We start from the raw sequence: 21,030 nt of genomic DNA on the forward strand, positions 1-21,030 counted from the left end.
GTTGCGAGCCGACCGTGCCTGCCCGCCTGCCCGCCTGCCCGCCTGCCCGCCGGAGGGCGTGCGGCCTAGAAGTGGTCGCGGATGTGCACCTGGCCGGCCCCGAAGAGATGGTCGATCACCGCGTCGACCTCCTCAGGCCCGTGCAGGTGCCCGGCCAGGCGCAGGTTCGCGCAGGACTGCACCCCCGCCCAGGCCAGGGCGAGGCCCTGCGGCGTGAACGTGGCGACCCGCCCGGGTGCGTCCGGACCAACGGCCACCCGACGGCACTCGATCGCTCCGCCGTCGACGGTCAGGTCGTAGACGCCGTCCATGGTGCCGAGCAGGTCCCCGGACACCGCGAACCGGGCCCGCGCGGAGCCGTGCGAACGGCGGGCGGCGAACGCGCCGGCGACGTCGTCGAGCCGCAGCATGTACCCCTCGGTGACCACCTGCTTCCACGCCGCGGAGGGCAGCACCAGCCGGGCCGGGTCCGCCCCGGAGGTCTCGAGCCGGATCGTGGGGATGACGGCGGAGAACGAGCCGAGCACCCGCCACAGGGCCCGGTATCCGTCCGCGGTCAGCGCGAGCAGGTCCTCCACCTCGAGGCTGTCCGACTCGTGGGGTCCGCGGGTCCAGCTGACGTAGCCGACGACGGCGCCGCTCGCGTCCAGCGCGAGGCTCACCCCGGTGAACGCGGCGATCACCTCCGCGTCGGTGCGCGGGAACGAGATCCCGCGGCGGCTCAGGGGGCCGCGCTGGCGTGCGGCCCAGGTGTCGTAGACGGCGCGGACGGCGGGCACGTCCGCCTCGGTGGCGCGCCGGGTGGAGATGTGCGTGCCCGGGCGTACGGCGGCCGCGGCGGCGGTGGGGACCTCGACCGTCTCCGCGGAGCCGATCAGCTCGTAGCCGAACCGGCGGTAGATCCCGGGGGCGGAGGGGAACAGCGTCGAGATCACCTCGCCACGTTCACGGGCGCCGCGGAGCACCGGCCCGAACAACGGCTCCAGCAGGCCCCGGCCGCGGTACTCGGCCGCGACCGTGACACCCGCGATGCCGCAGGTGGGCACGGCGGCGCCGTCCCACCAGGAGGAGTACTCGCGGCCGATCACCCGGGCGGCGAGCACGTCGGCGTCGAACGCCCCCCACAGGTGCATCCCGGCCGGGTAGGCCGTCGGCTGCGGGTCGGTGAGGCCGCCGGTCGGCATGCCGAACGCCTCGGCGCCGAGACGGCGGCTGGCCGGGACGTCGGCGGGGGTCAGTTCGCGGATGGTGAAGGTCATCGGGCCAGCCTAGGTGGGCCCGCACCCGACTCCTGCGGCGCGCACAGTTGGTGTTGTCCGGTGGGGCCAGTACTTTGGCGGGGTGAGTACCGAATCCGCCGACTCCTGGACCGAACGCGACTTCCCGGTGCCGCAGCCGTTGAACGGGCACGGTCCGGCGCGGATCATCGCGATGTGCAACCAGAAGGGCGGGGTCGGCAAGACCACCACCACGATCAACCTCGGGGCCGCGCTCGCCGAGTACGGCCGCAAGGTACTGATCGTGGACTTCGACCCGCAGGGCGCCGCGTCCGCAGGCCTGGGCGTGGCCGCCCACGAACTCGACGACACCATCTACACCGAGCTGATGGCCGCCAAGCCGGACGTGCACCGGGTGATCCGGGAGACCGGGGTCGAGGACCTGCACCTGATCCCGGCGAACATCGACCTGTCCGCGGCCGAGGTGCAACTGGTCAACGAGGTGGCCCGGGAGCAGGCGCTCGGCCGGGTGCTGCGACCGGTCACGGACGACTACGACGTGGTCCTGATCGACTGCCAGCCCTCGCTCGGGCTGCTCACGGTGAACGCGCTGACCGCCGCGCACGGCGTGATCATCCCGCTGGAGACCGAGTTCTTCGCCCTCCGCGGGGTCGCACTGCTGGTCGAGACGATCGACAAGGTCCGGGACCGGCTGAACCCGCGCCTGCACACCGACGGCATCCTCGCGACCATGTACGACGCCCGCACGCTGCACTCGCGCGAGGTGCTGGCCCGGGTCCGGGAGGCGTTCGGGGAGACGGTCTTCGACACCGTGATCACCCGCACGGTGAAGTTCCCGGACGCCTCCGTCGCGACCGAGCCGATCACCACCTACGCCCCGAACCACGCCGGCGCGTACAACTACCGCAAGCTCGCCCGCGAACTCATCTCCCGTGGCGACGTCGCCTGACGCCTCCCTCGCCGGCGACGCACCAGCCGAGGAGGCCGTGCGGCGGGCCACCTTCGAGGTGAGCCTGGAGAACTTCTCGGGACCGTTCGACGTGCTGCTCTCGCTCATCGCGAAGCACAAGATGGACGTCACCGAGGTGGCTCTCGCCGTGGTCACCGACGACTTCATCGCGCACATCCGGGCGCAGGACGAGTGGGACCTGTCCCAGGCGAGCGAGTTCCTGGTCATCGCCGCCACCCTGCTGGACCTGAAAGCGGCCCGGCTGCTCCCGCGGGGCACCGTCGACGATGCCGAGGACCTCGAGCTGCTCGAGGCCCGGGACCTGCTCTTCGCCAGGCTGCTGCAGTACCGGGCGTTCAAGGAGGTCGCCGGGCACCTGGACACCGAATGGGTCCGGATGGGCCGGTCGTATCCGCGCAACGTGGCCCTGGAGGCGCGGTTCGCGGCCCTGTTGCCCGAACTCGTGATGCAGGTCGGCCCCGCCGAACTGGCCGCCATGGCCGCCGCGGCACTCGCCCCGAAGGCGCCGCCGCCGGGCGTGGACCTCAGCCACCTGCACAACCCCGTGGTCAGCGTCCGCGAACAGGCCGCGCACATCGTGGACCGGTTGCGCCGGTCCGGGTCGCTGTCCTTCCGGGCGCTGACCGACGACGCCGACGGCACCAACGTGGTGGTGGCGCGGTTCCTGGCGCTGCTGGAGCTGTACCGGGAGAGCGCGGTCGCGTTCGACCAGGCGGATGCCCTGGGGGAGTTGCGGGTGCGCTGGACCGGGACCGATGAGGGCGAGATCGCCGTCGAGGACGACTACGAGGACGGACCCGTGGCGGCGCAGGACGCGCCCGGTCCGGGAGAGCAGGAGCAGGCATGAGTGAGCACCCCACGGAGCGGGTGGACGGGGTCGACGGCGCCGGGCCACCGACGCCGGAGGGTTCGCCGGAGGATGGGGCGACGGACGCAACGACAGAGGCGACCTCGCCCGCTGAAGCGTCGGCAGGGCCGACAGGGCCGAGCGTGCTGGACGCCCCGGGCGGGCTGCATGCCGCGCTCGAGGCCATCCTCATGGTCACCGAGACCCCGATCGCGGCCGCCCAGCTCGCCACCGTGCTCGCGGTGCCCGAGGCCGCCGTCGCCGGTGCGCTCGCGGACCTGGTGGCGGAGTACACCGGCGGGCCGCGCCCGCGCGGCTTCGAGCTGCGCGAGGCCGCCGGCGGGTGGCGGTTCTACTCCGCACCGGCATTCGCGGCCGCCGTGGACGCGTTCGTGCTCGACGGGCAGACGGCCCGGCTCACGCAGGCGTCGTTGGAGACCCTCGCGGTGATCGCGTACCGTCAGCCGGTGGCCCGCGGCCGGATCGCGGCCATCCGCGGTGTGAACGTGGACTCGGTGGTGCGGACCCTGCTCACCCGTGGTCTGATCGAGGAGGCGGGCACCGACCCGGAGAGCGGTGCGATCCTGTACCGGACCAGTTCCTACTTCCTCGAGCGGCTCGGGCTCCGCTCGCTGGAGGACCTCCCGCCGCTCGCCCCCTACCTGCCCGATATCGACGCGTTCGACGACATTGACGGAGCCACCCGATGACCCCCCGATCCCCCCGCGGGAACACCCCACCCAAGGACGTCCACGACCCCGGCGGCATCCGGCTGCAGAAGGTGCTCGCCGGCGCCGGCCTGGGTTCGCGCCGGGCCTGCGAGGAGATCATCACCTCCGGCCGGGTCACGGTCGACGGCGTGCAGGTACGCGAGCTCGGCGTCCGGGTGGACCCGGCCACCGCCGTCATCCATGTGGACGGTGCCCGGGTGCAGCTCGACGACAGCGTCGTCACGATCGCCCTGAACAAGCCGGTCGGCGTGTATTCGAGCATGCGTGACGAGCAGGGCCGCCCGGACCTGGCGCAGTTCGTCGCCGACCGTACGGAGCGGCTGTTCCACGTCGGCCGGCTCGACGCCGAGACCGAGGGCCTGATCCTGCTCACGAACGACGGCGAGCTCGCGCACCGGCTCACCCACCCCTCCTACGAGGTGGCCAAGACCTATGTGGCCGAGGTGGAGGGCCGGGTCGCACGAGGCCTCGGCCGCCGGCTCCTGGACGGCGTGGAACTCGAGGACGGCCCGGTCCGGGTCGATGCCTTCCAGGTCCTCGAGACCACGCCGGGTGCCTCGATCGTCGAGGTCGTGCTGCACGAGGGCCGCAACCACATCGTGCGGCGCCTGCTCGAGGAGGTCGGCCACCCGGTGGTCCAGCTCTCCCGGACCCGGATCGGCCCGATCCGCCTCGGCCACCTCAAGGTCGGGCGCACCCGCGTCATCGAGGGCCGCGAGCTCGGGTCCCTGATGTCCGCGGTCGGCCTCTGAGCCGATCGGGGGACGGGTGGAGACCCAGGCCGCAGACACCGCCGAGTTCTACCGGCGGTTCGCCCGGACCGAGGCACACGGGTCCTCTCCCACGTACGAGGCACTGACCCTCGCGGTGGCCGACTCGACCGAGCTGCTCGGTCTCCTGCACACCCTGCCACGGGCGAAACGACAGCCGAACCTGCTCCTCGGCGCGTTGCGCTGGTTCGGTGCGCCCGTCCAGGACCCGGCTGCGGCCCTCGCGTTCGCGCTGGACCGCGCCGACGACCTGCGTGCCTTCATGGGCACCCACGCCACCCAGACGAACGAGGTCGCACGGTGCGCGGTGTACCTGCCCGCGCTCGCCCTCGTGCCCGGCCCGGTGGCCCTGCTCGAGCTCGGGGCGAGCGCGGGGCTGTGCCTGCTACCGGACCGGTGGGCCTACTCCTGGACCCGCCCGGACGGGAGCGTCGTGAGCCTCGGGCCAGGCGGTTCCGGTGGCGCGACGGCGCGTGCCGGCGCCGTCGTGACGGACGCCGCGCCGCTCACCGTGACCGCCCGGGTCAGCGCGAACACACCGATCCCCGCCACGATGCCCGAGGTGGTCGCCCGCCTCGGACTGGACGCGAACCCGATCGACGCGGCCGACCCCGCGCAGCGGCGCTGGCTGGAGTGCCTGATCTGGCCCGAGCACACCGACCGGGCCGCGCGGCTGCACGACGCCCTGGCGGCGGCCGCCGCCGACCCACCCCCGCTCCGGACCGGACTCTTCCCCGCGGACGCGCCGGCCGCCGTCGACCGGCTGCGCGAACTGGCCCCCGAGGCAACGGTCGTGGTGCTGCACAGCGCCGCCGTCGCCTACCTGGACGCGCGGGCGCGTGCCGAGTTCGTCGACACGATGGCGGGGCTGGACGTGCGCCGCCTCGGCCTCGAGGGCGCCGAGGTGACCGCCTCGATCGGCGTACCCGGCGTGCCCGGGACGCCCGGACGGTTCGTGCTCAGCCTCGACGACACCGTGCTCGGCACCGCCGACCCGCACGGCCGGGACCTCGACTGGCTCGCCGCCCCGGACTGATGCGCGGCCGGGGGATCCCGCGACGGTAGGGTGAGCCCTCGTGAGCGAGGAGCCGAGCAACGTCGCTGCGACCCGCGGTCCGGTCCGGATCGTCGGCGCCGGGCTGCTCGGCGCCAGCATCGGGCTCGGCCTGTCCGCGCTGGGGGTCCCGGTCACCCTCGCGGACGCCTCCCCGACGGCGCGGGCCCTGGCGCGGGACGTCGGTGCCGGCGCGATCGAGCACGCCGAGGACGCGGCCCCGACCCTGATCGTCGTCGCCGTGCCGCCGGACGTCACCGCGGAGATCGTGGCCGCCGAACTGCGGGCGCACCCGGGGGCCGTCGTCACCGACGTGGCGAGCGTGAAGTCCGTGATCCTGGCCGAGGTGGCCCACCTCGCCGCGCGGGACTCGCTGGACTTGGGCCGGTACGTCGGCTCCCACCCGATGGCCGGCCGGGAGCGCTCCGGCGCCGGAGCCGCGTCGGCCGACCTGTTCGTGGGCAGGCCCTGGGTGATCACGCTGCGCGAGGGCGTCGATCCCCGGGCGCTGCTCGCGGTGCGCAACCTCGCGACGGACCTGGGCGGGGTGCCGCTGCAGATGAGCCCCGCCGAACATGACGACGCCGTCGCCCTGGTGTCCCACCTGCCGCAACTGATGGCCTCCCTCACCGCGGGCCGGCTGGTCGAGGCGCCGGAGACGGCACTCGGGCTCGCCGGGCAGGGCCTGCGGGACGTCACCCGGGTCGCGGCCAGTGACCCGCGCCTGTGGTCGGCAATCCTGACCGGCAACGCCGCCGCCGTGAGCACGCACCTGCGTGGCGTCCGGGACGACCTGGACGGGCTCCTCGGCGCCCTCGACCGGGCCGCCGTCGACGGGCCGCTCGCACTCGGCGCGATCGCCGGGATGGCCGGAGTGATCTCGGCCGGCAACGACGGAGTGGCACGGATCCCGGGCAAGCACGGTGGTCGGCGCAAGCGGTACACCGAGGTGACGGTCCTGGTCCCGGACGAGCCGGGCGAGCTCGGCCGGCTGTTCACCGAGATCGGCGAGATCGGTGTCAACATCGAGGACTTCCAGATGGAACATGCGACCAGACAGAGAGTGGGGATGGCGATCGTGTCGGTGATCCCGGCGTCGGCTCAGACGCTCGAGACGTCGTTGGAGGAGCGGGGCTGGCGCGTGGTGGCACAGTGACCGCACTGGTGGTGGCGATCGACGGACCGTCCGGCACCGGCAAGTCCACGATCAGCCGGCGGGTCGCAGCCGACTTCGGCCTCGCCTACCTCGACACCGGGGCCATGTACCGGGCCGCTGCCTGGTGGTGCGTGCGCGAGGGCATCGACCTCGCGGACACCGCCGCCGTCGCCGCGCAGGTGCGCGAGCTACCCCTCGAGATCGGGACCGACCCCCGGGAGCCGAGTTTCGCCGTCGGCGGGGAGGACGTGAGCGTCGTGATCCGCAGCACCGAGATCTCCACCCTGGTCAGCGCCGTCGCCACGAACCTGGACGTGCGTGCGGAGCTCCAGGACCGGCAGCGCGCCGCGATCGCGGCCGAGCGCGGGCCTGGCGGCTTCTCCGGGGGCCGCGGCATCGTGGCCGAGGGACGCGACATCACCACCGTGGTGGCCCCCGAGGCGCAGGTGCGGATCCTGCTGCTCGCGGACGAGACGGCCCGGCTGGCCCGCCGCGCCAAGGAACTGCACGGCACCGTGGACGACGCGGCGCTGGAGGCCACCCGGGACCAGGTGGTGCGACGCGACGCCGACGACTCGACCGTCTCGAACTTCACCACCGCCGCTGACGGTGTCATCACCGTCGACACCTCCGCGATGACCCTCGAGGAGTCCGTGGACACCGTGCGCACCCTCGTGTCCCGGGCGTTGGCCACGAATGAGGAGGAGGCCCGATGACGGAGGACAAGGACACGACCCCGAAGGCCGGGCCCAGACCGGCCGGTTCGCCCGGGCAGACCGTCACCCCGGACGACATCCGGCGGTGGGGCCCGGTGTGGTCGCGCCGGGTGGGGTGGCTGCTCGCGCACGTGTTCTGGAACACGAAGGTCATCGGCGCCGAGAACGTTCCTCGGACCGGTCGGCTGCTGATCGCCGCGAACCACACCGGCATCATCGACGGGCCGCTCCTGCACGGTGTCATCCCGCGCAGCTCGCACATCATCATCAAGGAGGAGATGTTCTCCGGGATCATCGGCTTCCTGATGCGCGGCGCGGGTCAGATCCCGGTGGACCGCAGGAACGGCCGCGCGGCGCTGCAGACCGCGCTGGCGATGCTCAAGGAGGACCGGCTGGTCGGGGTGTTCCCCGAGGGCACCCGCGGCCGCGGGGACGTCAAGGAGACCAAGGCCGGGATCGCCTGGCTCGCGGTGCACTCCGGCGCGCAGGTGGTCCCGGCCGCCATCCTCGGCACCCGGCCCACTGGTCGCAAGCCCGGCCACATCCCGTTCTTCCGGTCCAGGCTGCACGTGGTGTTCGGGGAGCCGTTCACGGCCGCGGACCCGGCCACCGGCAAGGGCCGCAAGGCCGTCGCCGAGGCGATGGGGACCATCCAGACCCGGATGAGCGAGCATGTGCACGCGGCGTCCGACCGGACCGGCGTGGAACTGCCCGGCAGCACCGAGATCTGACCCCGCACGCCCCGGAGCCGCATCCGGAGCTCGTGGTGACCCTGCGTGCGGCTCGCGGGTTCCGGATGCGGCCGAGCGCCCGGGGGCGCACGCTGGTGAAGGTCGCCTGCGCACACCGGCGGCCATCACCACAGAGGGAGCGACCATGCCTGGCAAGAAGAGCCCAGGACCCAGCGTGAAGGACAAGGAGCTCTACGAGAAGCTCCGCGACGAGGGCAACTCGAAGGAGAAGTCCGCCCGGATCGCGAACGAGGCGGCCGGCTCGTCCCGTTCGAAGGTCGGCAAGCGCGGCGGCAGGGCCGAGGACTACGAGGAGCGGACCGTCGGCGAGCTGCGCGAGCGGGCCCGCGAGATCGGCATCGAGGGCCGCTCGAAGATGAAGAAGTCCGAACTCATCGACGCCCTGCGCAACCACTGACACGCCCCGTTAGGTCATCGGGGCGAGAGCGGGAACAATAGGCGGGTGAACTCCGAGCAGAACGACCCGTCCGCCCCTGCCGTCGACGTGCCCGTCGACGCCCTCGACGAGGCCGCGGCCGACGAGCGGGACGAACGCTACGACGTCGCCGACAGCTCCGACGACGTCCAGCGCGCCGAGGCACTGCGCGCCGGCCTGTCCGAGTACGAGTTGGACGAGGCCGACCTGTCCCTGCTCCAGCAGGGCGAGGGCGACGGCGTCGGCTCCGGTGCGGAGGGGCCGCTGCCGGTGCTCGCGGTCATCGGGCGCCCGAACGTGGGCAAGTCGACCCTGGTGAACCGGATCCTCGGGCGTCGGGAGGCCGTGGTCCAGGACACACCGGGCGTCACCCGGGACCGGGTCAGTTACCCGGCCGAGTGGGCGGGCCGGAACTTCACCCTGGTGGACACCGGCGGCTGGGAGCGGGACGTCAAGGGCCTCGCCTCCCGGGTCGCCGACCAGGCCGAGATCGCGATCGCGCTCGCGGACGCGGTGCTGTTCGTTGTCGACGCCACGGTCGGTCCGACGGACACTGACTCCTACGTCGTGAACCTGCTCCGCCGCGCGAACAAGCCCACCATCCTGGTCGCGAACAAGGTGGACGACCAGCGCGGCGAGGCGGACGCGGCAATGCTGTGGTCGCTGGGCCTCGGGGAGCCGTTCGCGGTCTCCGCGCTGCACGGACGCGGCTCGGGCGACCTGCTGGACGCGGCCCTGGCGCTGCTGCCCGAGGTCTCCACGGTCGGCACCCGGATCCCGGAGGGCGGTCCGCGCCGGGTGGCCCTGGTCGGTCGCCCGAACGTGGGCAAGTCCTCGCTGCTGAACTCGATCACCCGCTCGGACCGGGTGGTCGTGGACAGCGTCGCCGGGACCACCCGCGACCCCGTCGACGAGCTGGTCACGCTGGGGGAGCGGGCCTGGTGGTTCGTGGACACGGCCGGTATCCGGCGCCGCGTGCACCAGACCTCCGGGGCGGACTTCTACGCCTCCCTGCGCACCCAGAGCGCGCTGGAGAAGGCGGAGGTCGCCGTCGTCCTCATCGACGCGAGCACGCCGATGACCGAACAGGACGTGCGCGTGGTCCAGCAGGTCATCGACGCCGGCCGGGCCCTCGTGATCGCCTACAACAAGTGGGACCTGATGGACGAAGACCGACGACCGTTCCTCGAGCGCGAGATCGAGCAGCAGCTGGTCCAGGTGCCGTGGGCGCCCCGGGTGAACTTCTCAGCGAAGACCCGCTGGCACGTGGACCGGCTCACCCGGGCCCTGGACACGGCCCTCGCGTCCTGGGACACCCGGATCCCGACCGGGAGGCTGAACGCGTTCCTCGGCGAGCTGACCGCGGCCCATCCGCACCCGGTCCGTGGGGGCAAGCAGCCCCGGATCCTGTTCGCGACCCAGGCGAGCACCCGCCCGCCGCGGTTCGTGGTGTTCGCCACCGGATTCCTCGACCCCGCCTACCGTCGGTTCATCGAGCGCCGGCTCCGGGAGACGTTCGGGTTCGAGGGCACCCCGATCGAGATCAGCGTGCGGGTCCGCGAGAAGCGGAAGCGGTAGGCCGACGGCGGAGGTCGCCCTCGGCGGGTCGGCTGCCGGTCGCAGTGGGCTGCTCGGGCGCAGCCTGGTCACCGCCACGCCCACCAGGCACGGCGCCGCCGGCGTGGGGGTGGCCGTGATGCGGTCGCTGGCGGTCGGGTTGCTGCCGCCGAAGGTACGGGCCGTGCCGGTGGTCGACCCGGCACCGACCCGCCGCATCGGCGTGGCGGTCAAGGAGTCGGCGTCCCATCACCCGGCCGCGGTCCGGGTCGTGGAACTGCTCCGGGAGCAGGCGGGCGCGCTCACGCCCGTCTGACGGGCGTCGGCGGTCGGCTCGCCGGCTTGCGCTCGTGGCCGCCCGGGCTGAGCCTTGAGACCATGCGCGCCCGCACTCTGCTTGCCACGTCGCTCGCCACTGCCACCACTGCCGTTGCCGGATCGGTGGCGACGGACCCGGACGGTGACTGGTTCCGATCGCTGGACCTGCCCGACTTCTATCCGCCGAAGGCGACGTTCCCGATCGTCTGGACCGCCCTGTACGCCGACCTTGCGGTGGCCGGCGCCGCGGCGATCGACGCCTGCACCGACCCTGCCGAGCGGACAGCGCTGCAACGCTCTCTCGCCGTGAACCTCGTCCTGAACGGAGCCTGGAGTTGGCTGTTCTGGCGGTCCCGCCGGCCCTGGCTGGCGACCGTCGAGTGCCTCGTCCTCACCGGCCACTCGGCCCTGCTCGTCCGCCGGATCCGTCGGGCGAATCCGGGCGCGGCCCGCGCGCTCGTGCCGTATCCGTTGTGGTGCGCTTTCGCGACCGTCCTGAACGCAAGCATCGCCGGTCGCAACCCGCACGACTGAGCGAACGGCCGCCGTCGGGCCTCAGGTCGAGGCGCGCACCAGCAGGTGGTGCGCCACCCGGGCGCGGACGCCCTGGAGCGGCACCTCGCCGTCGTACATGCCCAGGGCCATCCCGACGGCGGACTCGGCCACCGCGTTCATGTCCACCGCCAGGGTGGTCAGTTCGGGCGAGACGAACCGGCCCAGGTTCAGCCCGTCGCAGCCGGCCAGGCGCACCCGGCCGGGCACGTCCACGCCGGCCTCGTGCAGCGCCTTCAGGGCCCCGCAGGCGACGATGTCGTTGAACGTCATGATCGCGTCCACGTCCGGGTGGGCGGCCAGCAGCGCGTTCCCGCCGGCCACCCCGGAACTGAGTGACTTCGACGCGGCGGTCACGGTCGGGACCCGCACGCCGCGGTCCGCCATCGCGGTCAGGAACGACTGGCCGCGGGCGGACGGGAACCCGGGCAGGCCCACATCCAGCAGCACCGGGCGCTGCGAACCGCGCTCGAGCAGGTGGTCGGCCAGGTCGCCCATGGCGTCGTCCACCTCCATCTCGACGCCGCCGCCGTAGGTGTACTCGCCCATGTCGATCCGCACGAACGGCACCCCGGCGAGGACCTCCTGCGCCTGGGTGTCGGTCAGCGCCGGATATCCGATCACGACGTCCGCCTGCTTCGCGAGGTCGGCGATCAGCGAGTACTGGTCCGCGGCCTTCGCGGTCTGGGCCAGGATCACGTTCCAGCCGCGGTCCCGGGCGCTGGAAACCACCGCCGACGCCAGTTGCGGGTAGTACGGGTTCATCAGGTCGTCGACCACGAGCCCGACGGTGCGCTGGGTGTGGCCGACCAGGCCGCGCCCGAAACGTGAGGGGCGGTAGGCGAGTTCCTTCGCGGCGGCCAGGACCCGCTCCTTGGTGGCCACCTTGATCCCGGGCATGTCGTTCATCGCCCGGGTCACGGTCTGCCGGGACACCCCGGCTGCCTCGGCCACGTCGATGATCGTGGCCGGGCGCGACCCGGGACCCGCGCCCCCGGCCCTCGGGGTCACGGGGCGTCCGCGCGCAGGTCCAGGTAGTCCACCTGCCCCGGGGTCAGCTCGACCGCCAGCGACTCCAGCGACGACCGGGTCTCCGCGATGGTGCGCGGCCCGATCAGCGGGAACGTCGGGAACGGCTGGTGCAGCACGAAGGCAAGCGCGACCGCGGTCGGGTGCACGCCGAACTCCTGCGCGAGTTCGCGCGCCCGGCGGAGCCGCTCGAAGTTCGCGTCGCTGTAGTAGCAGCGCACGAGTTCGGTGTCGGAGCGGTCGTCCGGGTCGGCGCGGGCGAAGAACCCGCGGGCCTGGGAGGACCACGGCAGCAGCGGTGTCCCGGTGCGGGTCAGCCACTCCTTCGACTCCGGGTCGGTGGCGTGCCGGCAGCCGACCCAGGGCACGTCGTAGGCCTCGGCGAGACCGAAGTGGTTGCTCAGCACCCCGAAGCCCTGTCGCCCGTTCGCCGCCGCGTAGGCGTTCGCCTCCTCGAAGCGTTCGATGGTCCAGTTGGAGCCGCCGAACACGCCGATCCGGCCGGCGCGGGCGTGCTCGTCGAGGACGTCCACGAACTCCCCGACCGGGATGTCCGGGTTGTCCCGGTGCATCATGTAGACGTCCGCGCCCTCGATGCCGAGCCGCTCCAGCGACGTCAGCAGCTGGCTGCTCAGGGCCTCGGGGTTGCAGTTCGGGGTGTGCGCACCCTTGGCGATCACGACCACGTCCTCCCGGACCCCACGGGTGGCGAGCCAGCGCCCGAGCAGGGTCTCCATCCGGCCGCCGCCGTACCCGAAGGCGGTGTCGAAGGCGTTCCCGCCGGCCTGCGCGAAGTGGTCGAACATCGCGGCAGCGTGGGGGAGGGTCCGCTGGTTGTCGCAGCCCATCACCACCCGGGAGATGTCCTTGTCCACGCCCGGGATGCGGCCGTAGCGCATCTGCTCCCGGGCGAACGTCAGCGGCTGCCCGGAGACCGTGGGGATCTGCGCCTCGTCGCGCTCGAACGGGTAGGCCAGGCCGATCTGCGCGCGCCACGCGTCCAGGACCACGGCGTTGCCGAGGGAGTCCGCGTGGCTCATCCCGGCGACCTCGCCGGTCCCGGTCGCCTCCGCGAGGGCGTCGGCCTCGAGGGCGTACGGGGAGTACCCGTCGAACCTCTCGGTGACCGGCTCCTGCCCGACGACGGCGAGCGTCAGGACATTGTCGTCCGCGATCGTCCAGGGGTTCACCAGGTGGATGTACCCGGCCGAGCCGTACACGGTGAGCGAGACGTCGGCGAGTCGCACGCCGGTCCGCACGGACGCCGTCGTCCCGTTCGCGAAACCCAGGTCCGCGACCGCCCAGGTGTCGACCCCGTTCTCGACGGTGCCCGCGGCCCGGACCTCGACCGGGTCCGCGAACCCGGCCCCGGTGGCCGCGCCGACGATCGCCCGGGCGTAGGAGACCGGGTAGGCGCCGACGTCGAGGATGCCGCCGCCGGCCAGGTCCTCGTCGAAGAGCCGGCCCTCGGTGGCGCCGGTGGCGAACGCGAAGGCCGCGTCCACGTGCCGGAGGTCGCCGATGGCGCCGTCGGCGACGAGTTCGAGGAGTCGGAGCGTCTGCGGGTGGAACCGGTACATGAACGCCTCGAGGAGGACCTTCCCGCTGGTCCGGGCTGCGTCGACCATGGCCATCGCCTGGGCGTGGTTCGGGGCCAGCGGCTTCTCACTGAGGACGTGCTTGCCGGCGGTCAGGGCGGCGATCGCCAGTTGCGCGTGCGTGGTGTGCACGGTGGCGATGTAGACGGCGTCGACCTCGGGGTCGGCGAGGATCTGCGTATAGGTGCCCGTGCGCAGCGAGCCGTGGCGCTCGGCGAACTCGTCGGCGAAGGCCCGGGCCCGGCCGGCGTCGGAGCTGGCGACGGCGACGAGCGTGCCGTGGGCGCTCGCCGAGAGTTGCGTGGCGAAGCGACGGGCGATGCGGCCGGGACCGAGCACGGCCCAGCGGAGCGGGGAGGTCATGGAGTTGTCACCTTCGAGACTCGGGTGCAGCGGTTCGGGGCGGCCGATCACCCTCGGGAGTGCCGACGGTGGCCGTGAACGTTCACGCTACGGGTTGTCCGGCCTCGGGACAAGGGCTTCGGTGTGGTCGGCTGTCGCGATCAGTCGTCGGTCCCGAAGCCGAGCCCGATCACCTCGAACGTGGTGCCGTAGCGGGTGCCGGTGGCCTCGCCGCCGGAGGTGGCGATTCCGGTGAGGAACTCCTCCGGGTCGAAATGCCAGGACAGTCCGTCGATGTAGGCCTTGTGCTCCTTCAGGGAGGCGAGACCGGCGTCGAACGTCTCGGTGGTGTCGACGCCGTGGGTGGCGTCGGGCGAGCCGGCGACCCAGACCTGCCGGACCCCGCTCCATGGTTCGAGGCCGTCACCGAGCTGGTCGTGGAACACCCACCGGTTGCCGGCGTCCCGGACCGCGTCGAGGGTGGCCCGGCCGGTCGCGATGTGGTCCGCCTGGTTCAGGCCGCCGCCCGGGAAGGACTCCGCGAAGTTGATGGTGATGACGATCTCCGGACGATGCTCGCGCACGACCTTCGTGATCGCCCGCCGCAGGTCGACGCCGTACTCGAGCACGCCGTCGGGCAGGCGCAGGAACTCGACGGTGTCCACGCCCACGGCCCGCGCGGAGGCGACCTCCTCCGCCTCGCGGAGCGGGCCGGCCTCGTCCGGGTGGATGGCGTCGATGCCGGCCTCGCCCGAGGTGACCATGCAGTAGACGATCTCCTTGCCCTGGCCGGTCCAGCGGGCGATCGCGGCGGCGGTGCCGAACTCCATGTCGTCCGGGTGGGCGACGACGGCGAGGGCCTTCGACCAGTCCTCACCGATCGGGGGTAGCGTCATCGGGGCTCCAGGGTGTGGGGGTCGGGTCTGGCGGTGTGGCTCGCGGCGTCCGAGGGTGGCACGGGGTGGCGCATCGGCTCGGCGGAGGTGAGCCAGCGCAGCCCCGCGGTGCCGAGCCGCCCGCCGAGCACGGCGGTGGTGCGGTCGCGCCGGGGGTGGTCCGGCACCCGCAGCGGTTCGCGCGCCCAGCGTGGCAGCGTGGCGACGGCGGCCCGTCCGAGGAGCCAATACGCGGGCTTGATCGGGCGCGGCAGGGGAGCGTGCCGGAGCAGGAACTCGGCCACGTCGGCGGCCGCGGGGGTGCCCTGCAACTCGGGCCGGAACGCCTCGATCGCGGCGCTAAGCTCGGCGCGGGTGTTCGGCACCGACTCGGCGCCGAGCCGGATCGCGACCTCACCGGCCTGCCGGACGTACTCGTCGTACTGGGCGGGCGTGAGCTTCTCGCGGCCGAAGTGCTCGTGGGCGACCAGGAAGGACTCGATCTCGGCGACGTGCACCCAGGTGATCAGGTGCGGGTCGTCCGCCCGGTAGGGGCGCCCGTCCGGCGCGGTGCCGTGCACGCGCTTGTGCACCGCCCGTACGATCCGGATCGCCCGCTCGGCGTGCTCGATCGTGCCGTAGGTGGTCTCCGAGATGTAGGTGGCCGTGCGCGCGAGCCGGCCCCAGGTGTTCTCGCGGTAGTCGGAGTGCTCCTCGACGGCCGCCATCGCGAGCGGGTGCAGCGCCTGCAACAGCAGCGCGCGCATCCCACCGATGTACATCGAGGCGTCCCCGTGCACCACGCGGACCGGCGACCCCTTCGCGAACCACCGCGGGCCCGGCGTGGCATGGATGCGCGCCGTCTGCTCGGTGCCGTCCGGCCCGGCGACCTTCTCCAGGAGGGAGCGGCTGAGCCGGTTCCGCAGTTCTGTGATCTGTCCCACGGATCCAGTCTGCATCATGGATCCGACACGTGGCGGATTCGGTTCGACGCCGCGGCTGCGGTAGTCTCATCCAGGCCCGTTTACGCGGGTCGGCGGGCTGTGGCGCAGCTTGGTAGCGCACCTGACTGGGGGTCAGGGGGTCGCAGGTTCAAATCCTGTCAGCCCGACCGAGAGGTCCCGGAAACTCAAGGGTTTCCGGGACTTTTTCTGTAGGTGGATGTGATCCGGTCATCGAAAACCCATCACTTTGACGCCCTCGCGGCCCGCTCGGGCCGCCGCGCTCCGGTGGACGTCTCGTCTTGCCGGTTGCTCCCGGTTCGTGGGTGGGAGCGGTCGATGCCCTCGGTGCTGGATATCAGACGCGCGCCGGATGCGCGGATTGCCTGAGTGATCGCAACGTCGTCTGCCCGCGATCGTGCTAGGCGGTCGAGCTTGTGCACGATGACGTAGTCGACCTGATGTTCCCTCAGGTACGCGAGCATCTGTTGGAGTCCCGGGCAGTTGGTGTTGCGCCCCGACTGGCCGCGGTCCACGAACTCGGCCGCCACGAGCGCCCCCAACCCGTATGCTTGACGTTGGTTCGCGTCTCGCTGGGCCGGGATGGAGAAGCCGTCTCGTGCACCTCCGCGATCTGCCTGACGAGCAGTAGAGACGCGGATATACGAAACCGCCGACCTCAGCGGGGACGGGTCAAGGACAGAAGTGGCAGCTTGAAGGAGATCGCGGGCTTTGTTCATTCAGCCAACAGTGGCCGACGTGCCGGACGACATGAGATCGACACCGGTACCAGATGTCCGCGGAATCCAGCGGGTTGCGCGTACCGCCGCATCCTGTCCGTCTTGAAGAAGGAAGTCGGGGGCCGCCGGTTTCTGCACCTGGCGAGCAACGGAGACGCTGCGGCTCGGTTCTCTCCGGGCTTTCCAGCAGACTGTATTGAAATGTATCTTGTAGTGTCGGCTGGCAGACGGTGTGTCTTGGTGAATTGGCTGCGCGGATAGGGATTTGTTGTGCTGGAGCTAGAGCTCGATTTCGAGGCCCTCGGGGAGGTCTTCTCGACGACCCAGAGTGCGCCGTTTGCGGTGATCGAGATTGAGGTGGAGCAGGCTGCGACGTTCGCGGATCGTCTGGGCGTTCCGGTGCGGCGGTGCTACATCTCTGATCCGAGTCTGCAGGCCCGAATCGCGGAGACGTCGGTGTCTGCTCGCACGATCGTTGGGTCGAAGCTTCCAGGTCGTGGATCGACGATGGCGGGTGACTTCGGTGAGATCCTTACGGCGCTGTTCCATGCTGCGAGCGAGCATCCCGGGGTCGTTCTGGACCCGAAGAAGTGGCGGTTGAAACAGGATCGCACGAAGCCTGCTCCCGGTTCTGATGTGGTGCAGATGATCCTTCCGCAGTGGCCAGCGGCGTCGGCAGATGATCGGATCATCTGTGCTGAGGTGAAGACGAAGTCCACCAGCGGTACGTCGACGCCCATCGCCAGTGCGATCGCGGACTCGGAGAAGGACAGCTCACGACGGTTCGTGAAGACGCTGAACTGGCTCAAAGAACGAGCGATCGACACGGGGCTGTCAACTATCTCGATCGAGCAGCTGGACAGATTCATCCACCCTGTAGACCACCCGGAGGCGACACGGGAGTTCCGCGCGGTGGCAGTTATCTGCGCGAGCCTGGTCGCCGACGAGTTGATCGGTGTGGTCCCCCCTCCTCCTAGCGAGCGGGCGTTGATCGTGATCTCGGTCCCTGACTTGAAGGAGACCTACGAGCGGGTCTTCGACGCCGCGCTGTTGACCGCAGAAGACGTCGAGGATGTCGCGTGAGAGAAAACTTGGGTCGGTGGATCGCAGATGCGGAGACACAGCAGACGATTGTGGACTTCCGGTTGTCGGCCCACCTGGGACAACTTGAATACCTCGACAATCGCACGACGGACCTGTACTACTCTCTGGTCGGCGAGCTGTTCGACATGGTGCGTGCCGGGGGCGGGGAGCCGCTGGATTGGGCATCGCTCGGTCGTGCACTTGAGACGGTGAGCCGGGATCTGCGGGACGGTGCTCGTGCGGATGCGTTGTTCTTTGCGGCGGTTGCGTTCTATCAGGGCGGCTATCCTGCCTCGGCGGTGATGACGATGCGACTCGCCGATCCGCAGTTCTGGGAGGTCGATGCCCAGCGGGCGGCGTACGAGCTCCTCACTCGGTCTGCGAATCCTGTTTCTTTCTCGACGCAGGTGCTGGTCGACGCGGTCCGAGCCGGGAACACGAGCATTGTCGACGAGGTGGTTGTCGCCGCGCAGGAGGAAGCGGGTCGCGCGCTGGATGTTGGTCCTGACGAGTGGGTCGCCCATCGCCTGTATGCGGTTCTGGTTGAGCGCTTCCAACGCACGAACCTTCGCGCGGTTCTCCCCGACGGGGCGACGCGGCGGTGGGATCCTCTGGTGGAGTCGTTCCTAGACCGCACGCAGCCGGTGTGGGACTTCTTCCCGTCGCAGATGGAAGCCATCGATGCGGGACTGCTGACGAGTTCTGAGTCCTACTCATTGCAGATGCCGACGGGAGCAGGCAAGACCGCGCTGACAGAGACGCTCATCTTCGACCATCTGAGCCGCTTCCCAGAGAGCAAGGCGGTGCTGTTGGTTCCGTACCGGGCGTTGGCCCGTGAGCTGCGCGGCAGTGTCGGCCGGCACCTGACGGCAATGGGGTTACGGTCGCGGACGGTGTACGGCGGAACGGTTCCGGGGATCGAGGAGAGCGACGATCTGGAAGAGGTCCGCGTCATCATCGCCACGCCGGAAGCCTTGACGGGGCTCGTCGGCGCTCACCCGGAATTGCTGTCGGAGATCTCGCTGGTCGTCTGTGATGAAGGGCACCTTCTCGACAGCGAGTCTCGCGGAGTGGGGCTGGAGCTGCTGCTGGCACGGCTGAAGGCGCGAACCCCGGCCCCGCGGATCGTGTTCGTGTCAGCGATCGTCCCCAACGTGGAAGAGATCAACACTTGGCTGGGCGGCTCCGACGGTACGGTGGTGCGCAGTGAGTATCGGCCAGCGGTGGCGGAGTTCGCGGTGCTGCGCCCTTCTGGTTCGGGTCGACAACGCAAGGTCGGACTGGAGCTGCACGAGCCGTCCACCTCGTTACCGTCGCACACATTGCCGGAGTTCCTGGGCCTGGAGGATTTTCAGTTCACGAACCCGTCGACGGGGCGGCTGAACACCTACGACTACGGTTCCACGAAGACCTTGGCGGTGGCCACAGCACGGAAGGCGCTGACGTTGGGTCCGGTTGCTGTGTTCGCGACGGAGAAGGGCGGCAACCGGGGCGTTCTGGGCCTTGCCAACGAGCTCCTCAAGCAGATCGCAGCAGGTCTCGACCTGCCGAAGCCGATGGCTTATGTGACGGACGACGCGGCCGTCGAATCAGCGGTGGCGTATCTGACCGGAGAGTTCGGCGACGACTGGGTGGGAACGCGGGCACTCCGCGAGGGCGCGATCATTCACCACGGCGACGTGCCACAGGAGACCCGCGAGGTTCTCGAGGAGCTGGTTTCGGACCGGCGTATACCTATGGTGTTGTGCACGAGCACGTTGGCGGAGGGCGTGAATCTGCCGTTGCGGACGATGGTTCTCTACTCCGTGAAGCGCAGCTCCGACGGAAGCGCACCCGAGGCAATGCTCGCCCGCGACATCAAGAATCTGGTCGGTCGAGCAGGGCGGGCGGGAAGCTCGACACGCGGGCTGGTGGTCTGCGCGAACCCCGATGACTGGGCGGTCGTCAGCCCTGTCGCAGAAGGACAGCCCGGTGAACCGGTTGCGGGAGCGTTGATCACCTTGGTACAGAGGTTGGAAGGCGCGCTCGCGCGCCAGCAACTGCAACTCACCAATCGGGTGCTGGAAGCGAGCCCAGTGCTGTTCTCCCTCGTCGACGGGGTTGATGCGGCGCTAATCGAGCTGATTCGAGACGAGCTGGGTGCGGAGCAGTTCGTCAGCATCGCCGAAACGCTCGCCGCGGAGACCTTCGCTGCGGCACGGGCCACGGAGCAGGAACGGCAGATGCTGTTCAGTGTGTTCGAGCTCCGCGCGCAACGCCTTGTCGAGATGCGGGCGTCCGGGCGCCTCTCGCTGGCGCAGGAGACGTCGGCACGACCTCGTCTGGTCGACGCAGTGCTCGATGGGCTCCTGCCCCGGTATACGGACTGGGAGAGCATTGAGTCACCACTGAACCCTAACCTGGTGCGCCTCGTTGTCGACTGGGCACTCGAGCAGCCCGGGTTCACCCGGGAAGCGGAGACCGTGTACCGGCGGACGGACGTAACCGACCTCGCTGCATCCCTGTCTGAGCTACTGCTGGCCTGGCTAGAGGGGCTGCCGTTCACAGCGCTCGCAGCACGCGCAGGAGTCAGCATTGACATGCTGCTGCGCATCCACGCCAAGCTTGTCTTGTTCGACTTGGTGACCCTGGTAGAGCAAGCAGTGGCCATCCTCCAGCAGCACCTGACGTCGGAGGGCGTCGCTCTCGCCCCAGCGGTCACCTCGTTCCCCGACTTCCTGCGGTTCGGTGTCTCCACCGCGGCTGCTCGTGAACTGATGGCCAAGGGTGTCCGACACCGGGCCGCTGCAGTGAAACTTGGCGCGCACTCGGCGATGAGCTCGCCCGGGAACCTCCTTTCGCTTTCAACCCCGTGGACGATCGCCCGGGACCTTCTCGCGGACACTGACACATGGCTTCCTCGCCTGGGTGATCTGGTCTACCAGCGCACCGTTGCGGACGTGGCAATCAGGAGGCTCATCTAGCGGTACTTCTTTCGGAGCTGAAACCCTCCGTCTAGCAACTGTATGGACGCGCACGTGCTCTGAAGCCAACCTGCTTCTGGAATGATGGCCGTGACTGCTCCGGCCACCAGCTGATCTTTCTCGGAGCGTCGCGATACGTCTGGGCGTCGCCTCAATGTAGACCAGCTTGACCTTGACCTTGACCTTGACCTTGACCGGCTCGGCGAACTCCGGCATTTCGAGGAGCGAGCGCAGTGCGTCACGTGAGTCGCCGTGGATGAGCAGGGGACTGCTGCACGAGAAGGTGACAGTTCCTAGTCACGCCGCCAGGGCGACGTTGTTGGTCATGATGGTCTCGAATTCGATAGGCGTCAATCGACCGAGCCGGGCCTGGCGGCGTCGAC

At 70.7% G+C, this 21,030-nt stretch carries 20 protein-coding genes and 1 tRNA gene; 15 read left to right on the top strand and 6 right to left on the bottom strand.

The window, feature by feature from the left end; translation table 11 throughout:
• Positions 1–65: 65 nt before the first annotated feature.
• On the bottom strand, positions 66–1,259 hold the full coding sequence (locus tag EXU48_RS24055) for a GNAT family N-acetyltransferase (protein ID WP_133110245.1): 1,194 nt from the start codon (positions 1,257–1,259) through the stop codon (positions 66–68).
• 82 nt (positions 1,260–1,341) lie between these two features.
• Here EXU48_RS24055 and EXU48_RS24060 point away from each other — a divergent pair, with 82 nt between their 5' ends.
• The 12 genes from EXU48_RS24060 to EXU48_RS24115 all read left to right on the top strand — a co-directional run bounded on the left by EXU48_RS24060 (position 1,342) and on the right by EXU48_RS24115 (position 11,058).
• On the top strand, positions 1,342–2,187 hold the full coding sequence (locus tag EXU48_RS24060; RefSeq protein WP_235857248.1) for a ParA family protein: 846 nt from the start codon (positions 1,342–1,344) through the stop codon (positions 2,185–2,187).
• The gene (locus EXU48_RS24065; RefSeq protein ID WP_133110246.1) at positions 2,171–3,055 is read left to right on the top strand and encodes a segregation and condensation protein A; all 885 of its coding nucleotides are present in this window, start codon (positions 2,171–2,173) and stop codon (positions 3,053–3,055) included. Before EXU48_RS24060 ends, EXU48_RS24065 begins: the two co-directional genes overlap by 17 nt.
• Complete coding sequence (scpB, locus tag EXU48_RS24070; RefSeq protein ID WP_133110247.1) at positions 3,052–3,765, top strand: SMC-Scp complex subunit ScpB; 714 nt, start codon at positions 3,052–3,054, stop codon at positions 3,763–3,765. Before EXU48_RS24065 ends, scpB begins: the two co-directional genes overlap by 4 nt.
• Positions 3,762–4,538 (top strand): pseudouridine synthase, encoded by a 777-nt coding sequence (locus tag EXU48_RS24075; protein WP_133110248.1) that lies wholly within the window; start codon positions 3,762–3,764, stop codon positions 4,536–4,538. The genes scpB and EXU48_RS24075 overlap by 4 nt, the downstream gene beginning before the upstream one ends.
• A gap of 16 nt (positions 4,539–4,554) precedes the next feature.
• A complete protein-coding gene (locus EXU48_RS24080) occupies positions 4,555–5,592 on the top strand; it encodes a DUF2332 domain-containing protein (protein ID WP_165962974.1) in 1,038 nt (345 codons plus the stop codon).
• 40 nt (positions 5,593–5,632) lie between these two features.
• A complete protein-coding gene (locus EXU48_RS24085) occupies positions 5,633–6,766 on the top strand; it encodes a prephenate dehydrogenase (RefSeq protein ID WP_133110250.1) in 1,134 nt (377 codons plus the stop codon).
• On the top strand, positions 6,763–7,482 hold the full coding sequence (cmk, locus tag EXU48_RS24090; RefSeq protein WP_133110251.1) for a (d)CMP kinase: 720 nt from the start codon (positions 6,763–6,765) through the stop codon (positions 7,480–7,482). The genes EXU48_RS24085 and cmk overlap by 4 nt, the downstream gene beginning before the upstream one ends.
• The gene (locus EXU48_RS24095; protein ID WP_133110252.1) at positions 7,479–8,213 is read left to right on the top strand and encodes a lysophospholipid acyltransferase family protein; all 735 of its coding nucleotides are present in this window, start codon (positions 7,479–7,481) and stop codon (positions 8,211–8,213) included. Before cmk ends, EXU48_RS24095 begins: the two co-directional genes overlap by 4 nt.
• A gap of 145 nt (positions 8,214–8,358) precedes the next feature.
• Entirely contained in the window at positions 8,359–8,631 is a 273-nt protein-coding gene (locus EXU48_RS24100) for a DUF7218 family protein (protein WP_133110253.1), read from the top strand.
• Between the two features lie 45 nt (positions 8,632–8,676).
• On the top strand, positions 8,677–10,227 hold the full coding sequence (der, locus tag EXU48_RS24105; RefSeq protein WP_133110254.1) for a ribosome biogenesis GTPase Der: 1,551 nt from the start codon (positions 8,677–8,679) through the stop codon (positions 10,225–10,227).
• Positions 10,228–10,345: 118 nt separating this feature from the next.
• On the top strand, positions 10,346–10,522 hold the full coding sequence (locus EXU48_RS24675; protein ID WP_165962975.1) for a type 2 periplasmic-binding domain-containing protein: 177 nt from the start codon (positions 10,346–10,348) through the stop codon (positions 10,520–10,522).
• Between the two features lie 62 nt (positions 10,523–10,584).
• Positions 10,585–11,058 (top strand): TspO/MBR family protein, encoded by a 474-nt coding sequence (locus EXU48_RS24115; protein ID WP_133110255.1) that lies wholly within the window; start codon positions 10,585–10,587, stop codon positions 11,056–11,058.
• 21 nt (positions 11,059–11,079) lie between these two features.
• On the opposite strand, the gene EXU48_RS24120 is transcribed toward EXU48_RS24115, so the two are convergent.
• The 4 genes from EXU48_RS24120 to EXU48_RS24135 all read right to left on the bottom strand — a co-directional run bounded on the left by EXU48_RS24120 (position 11,080) and on the right by EXU48_RS24135 (position 15,864).
• Positions 11,080–12,030 carry a LacI family DNA-binding transcriptional regulator gene (locus tag EXU48_RS24120; protein WP_165962976.1) on the bottom strand — a complete coding sequence of 317 codons (951 nt, stop codon included), beginning with the start codon at positions 12,028–12,030 and terminating at the stop codon, positions 11,080–11,082.
• Between the two features lie 53 nt (positions 12,031–12,083).
• On the bottom strand, positions 12,084–14,066 hold the full coding sequence (locus EXU48_RS24125; RefSeq protein ID WP_133110257.1) for an aldo/keto reductase: 1,983 nt from the start codon (positions 14,064–14,066) through the stop codon (positions 12,084–12,086).
• A gap of 140 nt (positions 14,067–14,206) precedes the next feature.
• Positions 14,207–14,941: a PIG-L deacetylase family protein gene (locus tag EXU48_RS24130; protein ID WP_133110258.1), complete on the bottom strand. Its 735-nt coding sequence runs from the start codon at positions 14,939–14,941 to the stop codon at positions 14,207–14,209.
• Complete coding sequence (locus tag EXU48_RS24135) at positions 14,938–15,864, bottom strand: oxygenase MpaB family protein (RefSeq protein ID WP_235857249.1); 927 nt, start codon at positions 15,862–15,864, stop codon at positions 14,938–14,940. Before EXU48_RS24135 ends, EXU48_RS24130 begins: the two co-directional genes overlap by 4 nt.
• Positions 15,865–15,957: 93 nt before the next feature.
• On the opposite strand from EXU48_RS24135, the gene EXU48_RS24140 reads away from it, so the two are divergent.
• A tRNA-Pro gene (locus EXU48_RS24140) sits at positions 15,958–16,031 on the top strand.
• Between the two features lie 75 nt (positions 16,032–16,106).
• Here EXU48_RS24140 and EXU48_RS25550 read toward each other — a convergent pair.
• The gene (locus EXU48_RS25550; protein ID WP_133110260.1) at positions 16,107–16,601 is read right to left on the bottom strand and encodes a recombinase family protein; all 495 of its coding nucleotides are present in this window, start codon (positions 16,599–16,601) and stop codon (positions 16,107–16,109) included.
• Positions 16,602–16,871: 270 nt separating this feature from the next.
• On the opposite strand from EXU48_RS25550, the gene EXU48_RS24150 reads away from it, so the two are divergent.
• Entirely contained in the window at positions 16,872–17,684 is an 813-nt protein-coding gene (locus EXU48_RS24150; RefSeq protein ID WP_133110261.1) for a Hachiman antiphage defense system protein HamA, read from the top strand.
• Positions 17,681–20,647 (top strand): DEAD/DEAH box helicase, encoded by a 2,967-nt coding sequence (locus tag EXU48_RS24155; protein ID WP_133110262.1) that lies wholly within the window; start codon positions 17,681–17,683, stop codon positions 20,645–20,647. Before EXU48_RS24150 ends, EXU48_RS24155 begins: the two co-directional genes overlap by 4 nt.
• The last annotated feature ends 383 nt before the right edge of the window (positions 20,648–21,030 follow it).

Source organism: Occultella glacieicola (genome assembly GCF_004353825.1).
GTDB lineage: Bacteria > Actinomycetota > Actinomycetes > Actinomycetales > Beutenbergiaceae > Occultella > Occultella glacieicola.